Source organism: Roseateles saccharophilus (assembly GCF_031458095.1).
GTDB classification, from domain to species: domain Bacteria; phylum Pseudomonadota; class Gammaproteobacteria; order Burkholderiales; family Burkholderiaceae_C; genus Pelomonas; species Pelomonas saccharophila_A.
The window spans coordinates 39195-55700 of the sequence record NZ_JAVDXU010000004.1 but is presented as its reverse complement, the minus strand read 5'-3'; the positions used below and the strand labels follow the sequence as shown (position 1 = coordinate 55700).

Below are 16506 nucleotides of genomic sequence, written 5' to 3'. Positions count from 1 at the left end.
ATCGGTCGCTACAGATCGGAGGGCGCGCTGCGCCCCAGCTTGCGGTATTCGGCGCGCAGGCCGTCGGCGATGTCCGCATAGGCGATGCGCTCGCCGCGGGCGCGGGCCTGGGCGGCGGCGGCCAGCACGGCATTGCGCACATGGCCGCCGGCAAAGTCGCCCAGGGCCGCCAGCCGGTTCAGATCGGCGGCGCTGCAGTCGCTGGCGTCGCCGAGATGGGCCTGCCAGAGGCTGCGCCGCGCCGTCGCGTCGGGTGCGACGAAATCGATGATGAAGTCCAGCCGCCGTGCGAAGGCCGGGTCGAAACGGGCGCGGCTGTTGCTGGTCAGCACGACGATGCCGCTGTGGGTCTCGATGCGCTGCAGCAGGTAGTTGGTCTGGGCATTGGCGAAGCGGTCGTTGGCACTGGCCACCTCGGTGCGCTTGCCGAACAGGGTGTCGGCCTCGTCGAAGAGCAGCACCGCGTCGGCATGCTCGGCGCGGGCCAGCAGCTCGGCCAGGTTCTTCTCGGTGTCGCCTATCCATTTGCTCAGCATGGCCGCCAGGTCGACGCGGTAGATGGGCAGGCCCAGGCGGTGCGCCAGCCATTGGCCGGCCAGGGACTTGCCGGTGCCGGAGCCGCCGGTGAACAGCATGCGCACGCCGTCGCTGGCGCGGGTGCGGGCCGCGGCGCCCAGGCCGGCGTGCAGGGTCTCGCGCTGGGCGCAGCGCTGCACGATGCGCTCGAGCTCGGCGCGCAACGCCGGGCTGGCGATGAGGGCGGCGTCGGGCACGGCTTCGCTCAGCGGCTGGGCCAGCGCGTCGAGGGCGCGGCCCGAGGGTGTCATCAGGGCGGCGCGATGCAGGCTCTCCGCCGTGGCCCGGCCGGCGCCGAGCAGGCGGGCGAGGCGGGCGTGGTCGCTGATCTGGGCATAGCCGGCGCGGTAGCGCTCGGTGGCTTGCGCCGCGAGCGCCGTGTCGGCCAGGGCCTCGTGCCAGAGCGCGGCGCGCGTGGCGGCATCGGGCAGGGGCACGCGCCAATCGGCCATGGGGCCATCGCGGCGCACGCCGCCGTCCAGGCCGGTGACGACCAGGGCCGGGCCGTCATAGACAGCCAGGGCCGGCAGCGTGATCACGGCGCCGGGTGCGCCGTCGATCTCGAAGACGGGCACGCGGCCGGTCAGCACCAGCCAGGCCTCGGCGCCGGGCGGCAGGGCCTCGGTGCTGGAAAACCAGGCCGGCTCGGCGCCGAGACGGCGGACGAGATCGGCTGCTAGGCCACGCGCTTCATGCGGTGCGGCGCTGCGGATGACGAGGCCGGAGCGCGGCATGGCGGCGAGGTCGCGGGCCCAATCAGCGAGCGCCGTATCCAGAGCGGGGACGGCGGCCACGGGCCACAGCGCCGGCACGGGCGCGCCGGGCCAGTCGCAGGCCACGCCGGCCAGGGCGGCGGCGATGGGGGCGGGCACGCGCAGCGTGGTCTCGCACAGCGGGCGCGAGGCGTTGGGCTCCTCGGCTTGCAGCAGGCCGTGGCGCGTCGCGGGGCCATAAGCCAGGCCATGCAGAGTGGCGGCCTCGCCGCGCTGCGGATCGGCAACGCTGAAGCCTTCCAGCAGCGGCGCGAAGGCGCGGGCGAGCAGGGCCAGGGTCGGCCGTGGGCTGGGTTGGGGCGACTGCATCCAGGCGATGACGCGGCAGACCAGCGGGTCGTCCTCCACCGAGGCGACCAGGGCCAGGGCCAGGGTTTCGATGGCGCTGAGGCCGAAGGCATGGCGGGCGCGGGCCAGGGCGGCGTCCTTGTCCAGGCTGGCCAGCGCGTGCAGACACCAGTCCGCCCCACCGGCGGCGGCCAGAGCGTCGCGCAGAAAACGTTCCTCGGGCGCCGCGGCCGGGTCGCCCGGATGGATGAGCAAGGCGCCCAGGGCCGCCAGGCCGAAGTCGCGCGGGCGCATCGTCAGTTGGGGCGGCAGGTCGGCGGCGTTCATGACGGGTAATGGAAGTGCACGATGCGGCCCAGCCAGGGGACGAAGCCGGGATTGATGTCGAAGCCGGCGCGGCGGATGCGCAGGTCCAGCGATGCGGGCGGGAACTCGATGTCGATGCGTTCCGGCGAGATCCAGGCCGCGCCGCGGCGACGGGCGATGCGCAGCAGGGGCAGGCGCGCGTCCTGGACCGCGGCGACGCGGGCGGTGCGCAGCCAGTGCGGGTCCGGCGTCGTCGGCAGGTCCAGGCCGGCGAGTGCGTTGTGGATGGGGTCGTCGCCCGGAATGCGCAAGCGGTGGCATGCAGACCGCATCGCGCCGGCCCAGGCGGCCAACGGGTCGTTGGTGTCGTCCAGGCCATGGCGCAGCAGCAGGGGCAGGAGCAACCAGAGGCCGGACCAGCGGCTGGCGAGACCTGGGTCGAGGAGGAGCTGACTCGGTGATGCGGCGAGCGGCCTGGGGGTGAGCTTGACCATGGCCGCGATGGCGGGAGGGCGGGGCGCTGGCAAGGCCGGCGCATCGGCATCCGCGGCAAGCCGGGCTTTCTCCGTTGGGCCGGCGGTGATCTCCAACGAAGACGCCGGGAAGCGCTCGGCCGGCGAGTCTTCAGCGGCAGAGGACAGGGCCGTCATGAGCTCGAAAAGCCGTGTCCATGGCGCCACCGCGCGAGCGGCCGGTGACGCGGCGGGAAGCGGGCGATGGGCCAGGGGCGGCGCTTCGTCCAGCGCCCGGATCCGGCCCAGCACGGCCTGCGCCTGCGTCTCGGTGATGGCCTGGATGAATGGCGCCGTCATCCGGTGCTGGGCGATCAGCGCCAGCAGTGCGCGCGCCTGCAGGGCCTGTTGACGCAGGGAAGCGATGACGCCTGCCGGCGCGGCTTCTTCATCGACGGCCAGCAGCAGCGCCACGGCACGCTCGGGCCATGCCCCGTCCGCATGCGGCGCATGCAGGCGCCGCCAGAACCAGGCCTCGGTCGGCTCGCCGCGCAGCCATCGCCTCAGCAGCGCCTGGCGTGCCACGGCCAGGCTGGTTGCCCACACCGCGTCGGCCGTGTCGCTGGCCTGTTCGATGGGTTGGGCCAGCGCCGCCAGCTGTTGCCAGGCCCGCTCCAGCTGCTGGGCCAGGGCCTGCGCGCTCGCTCCCGCCGCCGTGCGCAAGCGCAGGCGCCGCACCAGCACCAGCCGGTTCAGCAGCGCCACCGGCTTGCTGGACACCCGCAGTGCGTCTTCCACATTCGGCACCAGGCCAGGCACGGCTGCCCGCGACCTCAGCCGCAGGCGTTGGACGGTGACTTCGGCCGTGGCCATGGCTGCATCAACCCAGCAGGAAGTTCACCGTGGACCGCGCACTCGGTGTGAAGCCGGCCTGCACGGTCTGGGTCACGCTGACATGGGCGATGCCGCCGACGATGTCGGCCACGACGGCATGGGCGGCGATGCGGTTCACGCCGGCCGCCGCATCCAGCACCGGGTCCATCAGCTGCACCTTCATGCCGACGCGCAGGCGGTCGGGCAGCGAGGGCTGGACCTCGAAACGCACGCCGGGGTGGATGGGGACGGGCCGCACCAGCCGGCCGGTCAGCAATTGCCCAGCGGGGCTGTGGCTGGCGGCCAGCACGCAGACGCGCACCAGGGCCGCCATCAGCGCCACGGCGCGTGGCTGGTTGGCATCGACGCGGCGGCGCAGCCAGGAAGCCAGGTCGCGGATGTCCTCGCGGTCATCGCGATCCAGCTCGGCGAAATGGGGCAGGGTCGACAGATCGCCCAGGTCACCCACGCTGTCGAACTGGCTGAAGCGCTCGGCCCAGTCGAGGCGGATGCCGGCGCGCACCTCGGACAGGCGCGCATGCAGGCAGGTGGCCACCTGGGCAATGCGGGCCAGCTCTTCCGTCACGCGGCGGTTCAGCAGATTGCGCTCCGCGTTGGCGGCGGCCAGGTCGGCCAGCGATGCGCTCCTGGCGATGAGGTCGATCTTGCCCACCAGCCCCAGCGAGGCCGAGGACAGGGCCGCGCCCGCAAAGGGCAGGGCCTCGCTGCGGGCCAGGGTCACGCTCTCGGCCTGGGCGCGCACGGCATTGAAGGCGATCTGCTGGCTGGCGCCGCCGGCCAGGCCATTGAGCAGGGTCAGGGCGCTGACGCTGGTGGCGTTGATGGCCGCGGCCGAGGCTGGCAGGGCGGTGAGGACGCGATCGGCGACGAAATGGGTGTCGAGCAGGCTCAGATGAGCGCGCATGGCCGGGAACCAGTCGACCGGGGCGTGTCTGACGATGCCGATCATGGCGGCCACGTCGCCGGGCGGGTCGTCGTGCTCGGCCAGGCAGGCGGGCACGGCCTCGGGTTCCAGGGCCGAGTCGAGCAGGCGCGAGGGCAGGGCCACGGTGCGGCTGCCGATGCGGGCGCGCGCGAAGGCGAGGAATTTGACGTTCTCGGCGATGACGGCGTCGCGCGAGGCGTTCAGCGCGGCGGCGCGTTGCTGATCTTCGGCGAGCAGGGCGCGGGCGGTGGCCACGTCCTGGCGCGACTCGGCCAGCTCGCGCTCGACCAGGGCCAGGCGCGAGGCCAGGCCGGCCAGGCTGGCGTCGATGGCGGCCAGCGACTTCTTGCAGCGGTCCAGCGCGTCACGGTATTTGCGCACGATGCCTTCGGCGGCGCGCAGCACGGCGATGGTGTGGTCGGACAGGTCCACGCCGCCGAGGAAATAGGCCGACTCGTCGCGGGCCTTGTCTTCGGGGTCGGGGTCGAAGCTGAGGTCGGTGAAGCGCAGGCGCAGGGCGCTGAGCTTGATGGGCGCGGCGCGCAGCGGCTGGCCGCCGGGGTCGAACTCCTTGAGGGTGCCGTTGATGGTCTGCTTCTCGGCGATGCCGGGCACTTCCAGCTCGTCCAGGTCCAGGCCGAGGGAGGCGAGCTTGCTGATGACTTCCAGGCGCGTGGCGACGGTGAAGTCCTTGGCCTCGATGGCCCGCGGGCGCTCCAGCCGCGAGGCGATGGAGGTGGTGCGGATCTCGGCCTTGCCGGTCAGGGCGGAAGCATCCGTGACCTGGGTGCTGGGCGGCGGCGGCGCTGCCACCGGGGCGAGGGGCACGAGACCGCCCAGGTTGAAGCGCGGGTCGAAGGCGAGCTGGCTGCCGACGATGGCGCCCAGGCCGGCGGCAGCCGGTGCCGCTGGCGGCGTGAAGCTCGCGATGGGGCCGATGACGGAGCCGATGCCGGACACCGGCGTGGCGATGACGCGGATGGGCGAAGGTGCCGGCGTCATGAAGCCGCCGACGCTCTTGCCCAGGCCCACATTGCTGCTCACGTTCAGAGCCGCGGCACGTTCCGCGTTGACCTCCGCCGCCGCTGCGCGGGCCATGCCTCGCGGCATGGGGACGGGCGCGATGCCGCCGGTGCGGGTGCGGATGGGGAAGACCGGCGGCGCGGTCGCGCCGTCCGGGCGCGTCAGCTGGGTCGCGCTCTTGACCGTGCCATAGAAATCGGAAAGCTGCTCGCGCGTGGCGCTGGCGTTGTCGAGGTCGGCGATCTGGGTCAATGCCGGCGACACCGCGAAGCGGCTGGCCTGGGAGGTCTTCAACACGGTCTGGCGCAGCCGGTACATGTCGGTCTGCACACGCAGATAGCCGAGGTTGACGGCGTCGTCGGCCTCGTCGCTGCGGCTGGACAGATCGGCCACGGTCTGGCGCAGGCCGTTGGCCTGGATCAGGGCCGCCAGGGTCTGGAAGCCGCGCTTGACGGGGTCGGCCTCGGTGGGCGTCAGCTTGCTGTCGTCGCCGGTGACGGGGGCGAGCTTGCGGCCGGCAATCAGCGGGTCGGCCAGCAGCGTGGCCAGCTCGGTCGACTCCCGCCCGCCGTTGGCGTCGGCACGGGTGTCGTAGGCGTTCTCGAAGGCCGTGTCGGCATCGGCGGCGGCGACGAAATCCCAGGACTCGCCTTCGCCGCGCAGCGTGCCGGAGTCCAGCGTCTTCTGATCCAGCCAGACGGTCTCGACGCCGTCGCGCAGCACGCCCACGGGGCCGAACAGGGCCTGGCCGTCGAAGAGGGTGAAGGCCACGCCGCCGACGGCCGTGTCTTCCAGGGCCAGCGCGGCGGCGGGGATCTCGAGGCGATGCCAACGGCCCGGCGTGGGCACCCTGGGCGGCTGGTCGGTGGACTGCTGCAGCCGCGAGGGCGTGCCGTCCACGCCCCAGCCGATCAGGTTCTCGCCCCAGTAGGCGCGGTGTTCCCAGCTCGTACCGAGCTGCCACTGCAGCATCAGCGAGCGCGGCGGGAACTCGCGGTCCAGCTGCACCCAGGCGAACAGCACATCGCCCTTGGCCACGGCGAGCGTCTCGGTGGCGTGATCCAGGAAATGCTGGTGCAGGCCACGCACATTCGCCGAGCGGTGCAGCAGGCCGGCGGGCGCGGGGAGCAGTGGCAGCAGGCGCTCGTCCTCGACGCGCAGCGGGTCGTCCGCCGGGTCGGGCACGGCATCGGTGTTGTCCGGCCCTTCGGCAGCGATGCTGAGGGCCTCGCGCTGCAGGCGCTGGCGCTGGCGGCGGCGCAGCCAGTCGGCGCGGTCGTCCACATAGCGCTCGATGGCATCGGCGATCTTGTGGTCGGCGTCGACCTCCTCGATCAGCAACAGCTTGGGATCGAACAGGGTCTGCGGCACCGGCACATAGACGCAGATGCTGTCGCGCACCGCGAGGTCGATGGGCGACAGGCCGGCCGCGGCTTCCAGCACCGCATCCAGCTGCTCGATGGGCAGGGGCAAGGCGGCCACATCGAGCGTGGCGGGGAAGAAGGACTGGCGTGCGGCGCGGGCGTTGACGGCGTCGCGCGGCAGCAGGCCGGCCGGTGGCAGGGTCAGCATCTGCTCGCCCAGGGCCTGGGTGTCGGCGCCGGCCGCGGCGGCTTCGGTCAGCTGTTCGGTGAACTGGTCGATGCGGGCCTGCCACAGGAAGCGGGTGCCGGCGCCCAGCCTGGCATGGGCCTCGGCGCGCGGACAGCCACCCAGGCGGGCCACGGCGGCACGGTCGGCGAACAGCGGCTGCCAGGCCGTGTTGACGGCGACCAGGGCCAGGGGCACGCCGCTGGCCTGCCAGGGCATGCTCTGGCTGTTGCCCAGCTGGGCCTCGCGGGCGAAGACGGCATGGGCCAGGGCATTGCGCCAGCTGTTGCCCGGCGCGGGCAGGGGCAGCCATTCGTCGGGCCAGGCATAGAAGACGGGCCGGGCGGCGTCCTGGCGCACCTGGTCCTCGAAGGCTTCGGCGTCCAGGTCGCGCTCGCATTGGTCGAAGGGGTCGGCGCCTTCGACGACGCGGTGCTCGATGGGCTCCAGCACGACGATGCCGACCTGGGGCAGCGGCCGACCCGCGGCGAGCAGGGTGCGCAGGCTGCGGCCGGTGGCGCGGGCGAACAGCACGCTGCCATCGGCCTCGGCCGGCAGGGCGGGCGCCGGGTCAGCGTTGGACAGCAGCCAGGGCGGCGCGACGACGGGCAGGTCCAGCAGGTCGAAGGAGAAGGCCGCGGGGACGACGACCTCCTCGCCGCCAGCGCTCAGCGCCATGCCGGGCTCGATGGTGATGCGGCGCACGCTGTCGAGCTCCAGCCCGCCCTCGGGCAGTGGTGCAGAGGCAGTGTCAATGGCCACGATGGCGTCGTCATCGAAGGCCAGGCCCAGGCCCTCGACGACGCCGGCACTCAAGGCCCGGTTCAGCAGCGCGATGCGGCGGGCGCGCTGGTTCTGCTCGGCCTCCAGCAACGGCGCGGTCAGGGCGCGGCCGGCGAAGGCATTCATGCGCCGTTCGCCATCGGGCGCGGTGCGGCTGGACAGGCGGGGCTGCACGGCCACGGCCACCTCGCCGGGGTCCAGGGCCAGGTGCTGGCCGCGGGCGGTGCCGGCCGGCGGCGTCACCTTCAGCGCGACGATGCGCGAGCCGTCCAGGGCGGGGGTGCTGCGATCGCTGGCCATTTGATTGCTCCGGTTCAGCGCGGCTTGGCGGGCATGAAGCGCGCCGCCAGCACCTTGTCGAGATTGGCCTTGCCGCGCGCCGGCACCTTGATGTCGGCCGCCAGGCGCTGGGCCTCCTGGCCGCTGCTGCGCGACAGCGTGCGGCCCATGTCCAGCAGGTGCTCGCTGCCGGCCAGCTTGTGCAGGGCCTCCTTGTCCTTCAGCAGGTCGGGGCGCTGGGCGGACAGCTTGGCCAGGCCGTCGGCCACGCCCGGCTTGTTCAGTGCCGTGGCGACCTCGGCGACGGCGGTCTCGTCCAGGGTCTTGTGCGCCTCAAGCTGGGCCAGGGCGGCGTGGGCCATCAGCGGTTCTGAGAACTTGGTCGCGGACAGCAGCTTGACCGCCTCGGCCCGCGCCAGCGAGTCGGAGCGGGCGAGCAGCTTGTCCACGCGCTCCGTTTCACCCAAGGCCTTGAAGCGCTCGCGGATGATGAGGTCGGGGTTGGAGCCTTCGTTGATGACGGCCACGGCCACGCCTTCCACCTCGGGCCGCAGCGCCACATTGCGCCGCCGCGCATACCAGAGCGTGGTCTGGGCATTCACCAGGCTGGCCCAGGCCGTGTCGACCGGGTCGGTGGGCGGCGCGGGCGGGAACAGGCCGGTCTTCACCAGGCGCGTGTTCTCGAGCAGGCGCAGGGACTCGATGGGCGAACGCTTGACGGACAAGCGCGTGGCCGGCACGACCAGGGCCCGCGTGAGCCGCTGCTGCAGCTCGCGGGCGCGCTGCGCCAGGGCTTCGCGGGGCACGGGAACGAGGATGCTGACGAAGGTCGAGGCCTGGGCCTCGGCGGCCAGCTGCAGGTCGATGGGCGGCAGGGTCAGCGACTCCTCCACCAGCATGGCGATCTCGTCCTGCGGCACCAGGGTCAGCTCGGCGGCGATGCCGGCGGGCAGCCAGCTCTGGCTGAAGTCGGCCGTGTTGACCGCTGCGGCGGGCAGAGGCCCGGCGGCCGGCAGGGACGAAAAGAACTGGGCCGCGCTGGGGCGGGCGCCCAGGGGCCGCTTCATGACGTCATCCAGGTGCGCCTGGTACTGGGCCAGATGGGCTTCGCGCAGCAGGCGCGGCGCGAAGCCGAAGCCCAGCACGTCGGCATGCGACTGGCCAGCGGTGCGGCGGGCCAGGTGGACGTCGATCCAGCGCACGGTGTCGCCCGTCAGCGCCACCAGGGCCAGGGCCAGGGTCTCGGCCGGCAGGCTGGGGCCGGCCTGCTGCACGAAGATCTCGCGCGCCAACTCGCCGCGCAGCGCGTCGACGCGGTCACCTGGGGCGTCGGCCACATAGTGCAGGGTCAGCGCGCTGGCCTCGACGATGTCGCCGGGCTCCACGGTGCGCTCGGCATCGAGACCCGTGGGGTAGCTGGAGACCGGATTGGCGCTGAACTCCAGCGCGCGCAGTCCCAGCACGAAGATGCCGGTGCGGTTGCGCAGCGGCGGCGCGAGCAGCTTCTTCCTGGCGCTGAGTTGCTGGGCCAGGGTCTGCAATTGGAAGAGCTGGGCCAGGGACACGCGCACCGGGCCGGTCAGGGCGACCAGCTCGCCCGCCGTCGTGTAGCCGAAGCCCGGGCTGACCTGCAGCTCGGTGGCCACGCTGCCCTGCGAGACCTCCAGCCCTTCCACCACACCCGGGCCGAGAGCCCGCGCGAAGCCGGCCTGGCGGGCCAGGAAATAGGCCTGCTCGCGCGTCAGGTCGCGCGCGGCGAGGAATTTGCCGTCGAACCAGCGTGGTCGCACGCGGTGCGATTCCTCGACCATCAGATTGGCCTCGCGCAAGGCGCGGGCGGTGTCCACGCTGACGACGCTGCGCTGGGTGCCGCTGGCGGCGCCGAACGAGACCTGGGGGGCTTTCTGGATGGCCATGAGGGTCTCCGGTTCAGATGCCGAACACCGCCGCGAGTGCGTCGGCCGGGTAGGCGAAGCGGCGGCTGGTGTTGTCGATGCGGCTGGCATCCAGGGCCGTGAAGTCGGCCGTGGGACGGGTGCCGGGCGGGACGGCCGCCGGCGCCTCGAGGGTGGGGATCAGCAGCCGCGCGAGGAAGAGCGAGGTCGGGTCGGCCAAGGATGCCGAGCCGTCGGCCGCCGCGCCGTGTTCGGGCAAGGGCGGCAGGGCCTCGCCGTCGGGGCGGGCCAGATCGCGGGCATGGTCATTGGTCGCGTCGTTCCAGCCGTCGAGCAGTGCGTCACGCAAGGCATCGGGCCGGTCCGCCGGGTCGAGAGCGCGCACGGCCTGGAAGCGCGAGCGGGGCAGGAAGTCGGTGGCCGGCGCGTCTTTTGCATCCGGCCGCAGCACGAGCTCGAAGCGGAAGGCATCGCGCACGCGGTTGGGCACCAGGGCGTCGGTGGCGTCGAAGGCGCCCTGGGCGAAGCTCGGCGTGCGGCCGCGGGCCTGGGGCGTGAAGCGCAGGAAGAGGTCGGCCACCACGCCCTGGGCGCCATGGGCGGCCCGCAGCGCGTCGGCAGGCTGCGCCAGGAACCAGGGCTCCAGGCGCACGCACCAGGAGCGTGGCACTTCGATCAAACGGCCCAGGCGGTCGATGGCCAGGCCCGCACCGACCTTGAGCTCATGCTCGGTAGCGGCCTCGTTGGCGACGGCCGCGGCCTTCAGCCCGATCAGCGTGCCGGCACCGGCCAGATAGGCCAGGGCGCGGGCCAGGCGGGAGCGGTGATAGGTCTGCTCGTCGCGGAAGTCGTCGCTGCCCAGCAGCACGCCGGTGTCGTAGAAGGGGCGATCCGGCCGGTCGGCCGCTTCCAGGGCATCGACTTCATCAAGGGCGTTCATGGGATCAGTCCTCTATCAATCGGCGTTACCGGACGGCGCGGCACGATCAGGCCCGGGCCCACGCTCACGTCCAGCGATACCGGCTCGCTCTCCACACCCTTGTCGTTGACGACGACGAGGGTGAAGCGGTGCTTGCCGGCGGCGAGCTTGTTCTCGACCAGCAGCACCGGCTTCTCCTGCTCCAGCGTCTTGCCGACCGGCAGCACGGCCATGGTGGGTCTCACCGCACCGGGCCGAGATAGGTGTAGCGGTAGGTCTTGATGACGCCGCCGATGTCGAAGGACTTGGAGCCGTTGAGCTCGAAGTTCTTGCCGAGGTCGGCGACCTGGGGGCCGGCGATGACGGCCGTCGGGCGCTCGCGGTCGGCCACGATGACGTCGACGGTGTCGGGCAGTGACACATTGCCCGAGTCGTCGATGACCTCGAGCTGGAACTTGTGCCGGCCGCGGGCCAGCGGGCTGCGCGGATCGACCTCGACGACGACGGTCGGCTGGTCGGTTTCGAAGGGGACGTTGATCTCGAACTTGGCCATGGTGGCGCTCCTTGCAAGGGTTACTCGGGGTCGGGAAGTCGCGTGAAACGCCAGCGCGCGATCACGCCATCGGGCGGGGGTTCGGAGCGGCGGCCGTCGAGCAGCAGATGGCCGCCCGGGCTGCCGATGGGCGCCGCGTCCAGGTGGGCGCGCGGCGCGCCGTCGAAGGCGACCAGGCCGCTGCTGTCGTCCAGCCGCCAGTCCAGCGCCCCGCCGCCAGTGATGCGATCGCCGCGGCCGATGCCGCTCTGGTCGACACGCGCCACTTCCAGCGGCACCGGCGCACGCAGCCAGCTGTCCACGCCGACGAGGGCCGCGATGCCGACCATGAAGGGCTCGCGGGCGGCCATCACCTTGACGAGGACATGGGCGGGCGCGATCTCTTCGGCGAGATTGCGCACCATGGCGATCAAGTCTTCGTCCAGCCCCTCGTGCACGAGGATGGTGGCGCGGTGGGCGGTGCGCTCGTAGACGCTGGCCACGGTCTGGCGCTCGGCCTCCGAATCGATCTCCTCGCCGAACAGGGCCAGGAACTCGGCACGCGCCTGGGCGTCGTCGGCATCGCCCAGCGTCAGCGTGTCGCCGACAAAGGAGTTGCCGGAGATGACGAGGCCGGGCAGCAGCGGGTCGTCGCTGCGCTCCAGGTCGATGCCCAGCAGCGTGGCCAGCGTGCGGCGCAGCCGGAAGTCCTCCAGCACGATGATGCGGCCGAGGCTGACGGCGCCGTCGGTGGCGATGTCCAGGGCCAGGGCCAGGCCGCCACGGGTGCCGCGCAGGCGGCGCAGCAGCGGCGCGTTGGCCAGCCAGGCGCGCTTGTGCGCCGTGGGCAGGCGGGATGGGAAGCGTTCGCCGGTCCAGCGGGCCAGCCAGTCCAGTGCGTCGGGCGGTGTGCTGTTCGGTGAGGTCAGCACGCGGGCATCGGCGACCTGGTCCTCCAGCGGCGTCAGCAGGCTTTCGAACAGGCCGATGAAGCGCTCGAGGAAGTCGTGCCGCGTCGCATCGCCGCCGGCGCTGCGGTCGAAGACGGGATCGTCGCGATACAGCTCGGGCAGGTAGCGGCGCAGATAGGAGAAGCGGTCGCCCCAGACGCGCACGGCGGCGATCTGAGGCGTGGCGCGACCGTTGCCGAACAGGCTGACGCGCAATTGCAGGCGGCGGCCGCGCAGCTCGCGCAACTGCATGCCGGCGCGCTGCACCAGGGCGCCGAACAGGCCGACGCGATTCGCCTGCGGCGCGCAGCCGAGCAGGCTGGCGTGATGGGGCAACTCGCTGGGACAGGCCAGCCAGGCGGCGCGGGGTGTGCCGGCGGATAGTTCGGTCTGCAGGGCGCTCGCATCGCCAAACCAGTGCGGCCACCAGGCGCCGCTGAAGGTCTCTTCGTCCGTGGCCCGCAGCTCCACCAACATGCCGCAGCCGGGCGGGATGACGGCTTCGACATAGACGCGATGCCAGATCAGGTCGAGGGACTGCGTGTCCAAGGTGCGGCCTTGCGCCGTGCCGCTGGCCGCGAAGCCGCGCCAGGACAGGGGCACGAGGGCACGGCTGAAGACGGCGATTTCGGCCGCGTCGGGTACGTCCTGGGGACGCACCCGCGGCAGATGCGGCGGCCAGTCCTGCGAGGCCACAAAGCCGCCGGGGGCCGCATCGGCGCTGGGGTAGCGGCGGCCCAGCGGGTTTTGCGGTCCGGGCGCATCGGCCGCGTAGACCAGGGCTTCGGCCAGGTCGGAAACGCGCAAAGCGATGTCGGACTCGTCCAGCCAGGCGATGGCGTGGGCGTATTCAGCGCCTTCGAGGACGGTGGCCTTGCGGGCGGCGCCGTCGACGACGGTCAGGTGCAACTCGCCGTCCGGTCCCCATGAGATCACCGCAAGCCGTCCCTGCGGGCTGGCTGCCAGGGCCACGGGACGCAGGGTGGGGTCGAGCAGGGACTCGGGCAGCAACTCGAGTCGCGCGTCGTCGGCGTTCTCGGGCTGTGGGCGGAAGCTGCCGGCGTCGCGCACCACGTCGCCACGCTCGGGGAAGGGCGTGCCGGCCAGCACGGCCAGGCGGCGGTTGCCGCGATCCAGCAGCCAGCGCCCGCCCTGGGCATCGCAGGCGACGGCTTGCGGCGTGAACAGCGGCGGCAGTTCCAGGCGCACCGGCTCATGGCGGTCGCGCAGGTCAAAGAGTTCCACGCGATCGGCAAAGGCGAAGACGATGCGGTCATCGGCATCCAGGGCCATGGCCGTCGGCGCGCCGGGGGCCGAGGTGGCGTAGCGCGGCACCTCGCCGGGGAAGGCGCCGAAGCCCATCAGCGAGCCGCCCGGGCCCTCGGGCGTGGGCCGTGGGTCCCAGCGGGCGTAGCTGCCGAAGCGGTCGCGCAGCAGCGGCAGCATGGCCATCTCGGTCTCGGCACGCGCCAGGCGCGAAGCGCCATCGATCAGGGGCGGGACGCCGAGTTCCGAAGCCAGGGACAGCACTTCCTCCACGCCGCCGTGCGCGGCATCGCGCGGAGCGATGGCGCAACCGTCTCCCACGACCCAGTCCGCCGGTCGCGACCAGAGCCAGAAGCGTTGCGAGTTGGCGTCCATGTCAGCAGAGGTCCACGATGACGGGGACAGCGACGCGGGTGCCGCCGTTCCCAGAGGCGGAGTCCGGTGCGAGGCTGCGGGACGGCGCATTGCCGACTTCGACCAGCACCTGCATCAGCTCCGGCAACTGCCAGGGCGCGAGGGCGACCTGCTGCAGGCCGTTGGCGTCGCGCCCGGCGAGGGCCCAGGCGCCCGGCCCGCCGGTGAAGAGATTGACGCCGGCGACGGTCGCCACGCCGGGCACGCGGGCGGCTTCGACCTCCAGCTCGCGGTCGGCCACGGCGCGGCCCAGCGGCCAGCCCTTGCCGTCGAAACCGCCCGGCGCCAGCGGCCACAGCAGGCGCCGGATCACCAGGCGCACCGCCGCCAGCGTCTCCTCGCGCGGTGCGCCGTCGCGCAGGCCGATGGCGATGGAGACGGACAGCGGCAGGTATTCGCAGCCGATGACGTTGAGCTCGGTCGCCAGCGGCCGGCGCGGCTCCAGCCAGGCGTGGACGGCCTCGATGAGGGGGCGGTCGGCGCGCGGGTTGGGTGCCATGCCGACCTCGCCGCTGGCCGTGCCCGGCAGCACCATGACGGCGACGACGCCGGGGATGCCGAAGGCGCGCGTGCGCGGCGCAAAGCGCGGCAGCACTTCCACGCGGCCGATGTCCATGCCGGGCGTTTCGCGGGCCAGGCTGGCGTAGTCGTCGGCCGTCACGGCGCGCTCGCGATGGCGCAGCATGGCGGGGATGCGCTGCTGGGCGGCATCCACATCCTCGGCATCCTCGCCGCCCTGGGTGGCGACGGGTTGCGACAGCTTGAGGTTGCTGACGACCGCACCGGGCAGGCCGCTGGCGTTGATGGGGGTGGCGACGATGTCCTTCAGCGTGCCCGCCGGCAGATTGCCGGCCCGCCCGCCGCCCGAACGCGCCGACACGATGCGTACCCGCGAACCGGCCGGCGGCAGGCGGCCGCGCATGCCGTCGCCCAGGCGGACCTGGCCGGATTCGGCATCCAGCTCGTAGGCACGCGCGTCGCGGGCCACGTCGGCGCGGTGCGAGACCAGGGCCAGGTCGTCGACGCGGGTCCAGGCCGCGTATTGCATGCCGGGTTCGGCAATCTCGAGCTGCAGGCTGTCGGGCAGCACATTGCGCATCGGCAGGGCGATGACTTCACTGGGACTGCCCGAGGTCTGGGCGACGACCAGGCCCTGGCTGGTCACGCCCTGTTCGATCTGCACGGCGTGCAGGCCGACCCAGCTCAGCCGCAGGCGCTGCACGCCGGCTGCGGGCCTCATGCGCAGCCAGGCGACCAGGCGCTGGGCGCGGTCGGGATCGTCCAGGCGCGGCGGTTCGTCGTCGACGCCGGACACGGCATCGATGGCGCGGGCCGAATCCCCCACGCCGATCAACTCGGGCCCGGGCATCAGCACACGGACGACGCCGGCGCGGCGCAGGCCGTCGGTGGTGTCGTTGCCGGAAGGATCGAGGGTCTGGTAGTCGGTCGCGCGGGCGCCGCCGACCGAGATCTCCCAGCTGGCACCGATGCGCTCGCGCTCGCCAACGAGCTCCTGGTCGTCGGGCACGGTCAGCGCCGGTACCAGGCCGATATTCAGCAGGCGTGCCGCGCCCGCGGTGTTGCGGGCCAGCTGCTGGGCACAGCGCTGGCGCAGCGCGGTGACGGATTCGCCGCGTGCAGGCTTGGGTGCCAGCAGGGCGATCCACAGGCAGCCATCGACGCTGTCGGCCACGATGTCCACGCCGGCGTCGACCGCGCCATCGGCGAACAGCGGCTGGGTCTGGTAAGCGTCCAGCGTGCGGCCACCGTAAAGAGCGCCGAGCTGGGCCAGGGTGTCGGCCAGCTCGGGATGGTCGTCGGGGCTGATCCGCTGCTTCAGATAGACCTCGCCGGTGACCGGGGCGACGCTGATCTCCTGGGCTGTCTCGAAGGGCACGGGGCGGGCGATGGTGGCGCGCTCGCGCAGGTCGATGGCTTCACGGGCCTCGTCGGGCAGGCGCAGCGTGGCCAGGCCGCGGGCCATGCGCGCCGGCTTGAGGCCCATGCCCAGCAGGTTGAGGAAGACGCGGCGCTGCAGCTCCGGCACCTGGTTGGCGCGGTACAGCAGGGCGTCGCCCAGGAAGGCGAAGAGCTCGATCAGCGTGCGGCCGGGGTCGCCGACGCGCGGGTCTGTCCATTCCGGCGTGTGGGCGGGAATGCGGGCGAGCAGGTCGGCGACGAGGTCGTCGGCGCGGCGGTCGTCCAGCAGGGGGATGGGCAGCGGCATGGTCCTCAGCTCCCCAGCGTTAGTGCCAGCGCCATGCGCTGGGGCTCACCGGTACGGCGCAAGCGGTAATGCACGGCGATATGGACGACGCGCGGGTCTTCGGGATCCTCGTCCACGTCGATGCGTTCGACCTGGGCGCGGGGCTCGAGGCGGGCGATGGCCGAAGCGACGCGTTCGTGCAGGCGGGCGCGCACGGTGAGGTTGTTGGGCTGGTTCAGAAAGTCCTGCACGCCGGCGCCGAAGTCGGGGTGCATCAGCAGCTCGCCGGGCCGCGTGGCCAGCACGCAGCGCAGGCCGTCAGCCACGCTGCGCGCCAGGCCCGGCCAGGCCCAGCGGCCGTCGGCGTCGGGCCGGCCCAGCAGCGGGAAGCCGATGGGCGGGGAGAGTTCGGGGGCGAGCTTGCGGGCCATGGCG

At 72.8% G+C, this 16506-nt stretch carries 10 protein-coding genes; all 10 read right to left on the bottom strand.

All coding sequences use genetic code 11. From position 1 onward, the window contains the following. Positions 1 to 8: 8 nt before the first annotated feature. The 10 genes from J2X20_RS23020 to J2X20_RS22975 are packed head-to-tail and all read right to left on the bottom strand — an operon-like array spanning position 9 to position 16502. The gene (locus J2X20_RS23020; RefSeq protein WP_310270134.1) at positions 9 to 1964 is read right to left on the bottom strand and encodes an ATP-binding protein; all 1956 of its coding nucleotides are present in this window, start codon (positions 1962 to 1964) and stop codon (positions 9 to 11) included. Then, the gene (locus J2X20_RS23015; RefSeq protein ID WP_310270132.1) at positions 1961 to 3268 is read right to left on the bottom strand and encodes a hypothetical protein; all 1308 of its coding nucleotides are present in this window, start codon (positions 3266 to 3268) and stop codon (positions 1961 to 1963) included. The genes J2X20_RS23020 and J2X20_RS23015 overlap by 4 nt, the downstream gene beginning before the upstream one ends. Before the next feature lie 7 nt (positions 3269 to 3275). Beyond that, complete coding sequence (locus J2X20_RS23010; protein ID WP_310270129.1) at positions 3276 to 7910, bottom strand: hypothetical protein; 4635 nt, start codon at positions 7908 to 7910, stop codon at positions 3276 to 3278. Positions 7911 to 7924: 14 nt separating this feature from the next. Next, positions 7925 to 9805 (bottom strand): hypothetical protein, encoded by a 1881-nt coding sequence (locus J2X20_RS23005; protein ID WP_310270127.1) that lies wholly within the window; start codon positions 9803 to 9805, stop codon positions 7925 to 7927. A 13-nt stretch (positions 9806 to 9818) separates the two neighbouring features. Further along, complete coding sequence (locus J2X20_RS23000; protein WP_310270124.1) at positions 9819 to 10724, bottom strand: hypothetical protein; 906 nt, start codon at positions 10722 to 10724, stop codon at positions 9819 to 9821. After that, positions 10721 to 10948 carry a hypothetical protein gene (locus J2X20_RS22995; protein ID WP_310270121.1) on the bottom strand — a complete coding sequence of 76 codons (228 nt, stop codon included), beginning with the start codon at positions 10946 to 10948 and terminating at the stop codon, positions 10721 to 10723. The genes J2X20_RS23000 and J2X20_RS22995 overlap by 4 nt, the downstream gene beginning before the upstream one ends. Further along, a complete protein-coding gene (locus J2X20_RS22990) occupies positions 10945 to 11256 on the bottom strand; it encodes a hypothetical protein (RefSeq protein WP_310270118.1) in 312 nt (103 codons plus the stop codon). Before J2X20_RS22990 ends, J2X20_RS22995 begins: the two co-directional genes overlap by 4 nt. A gap of 20 nt (positions 11257 to 11276) precedes the next feature. After that, positions 11277 to 13826 (bottom strand): phage tail protein, encoded by a 2550-nt coding sequence (locus tag J2X20_RS22985; RefSeq protein ID WP_310270116.1) that lies wholly within the window; start codon positions 13824 to 13826, stop codon positions 11277 to 11279. Position 13827: 1 nt separating this feature from the next. Continuing rightward, positions 13828 to 16092: a putative baseplate assembly protein gene (locus J2X20_RS22980; protein ID WP_310270113.1), complete on the bottom strand. Its 2265-nt coding sequence runs from the start codon at positions 16090 to 16092 to the stop codon at positions 13828 to 13830. Positions 16093 to 16097: 5 nt separating this feature from the next. After that, on the bottom strand, positions 16098 to 16502 hold the full coding sequence (locus J2X20_RS22975; protein WP_310270111.1) for a GPW/gp25 family protein: 405 nt from the start codon (positions 16500 to 16502) through the stop codon (positions 16098 to 16100). Positions 16503 to 16506 lie beyond the last annotated feature (4 nt).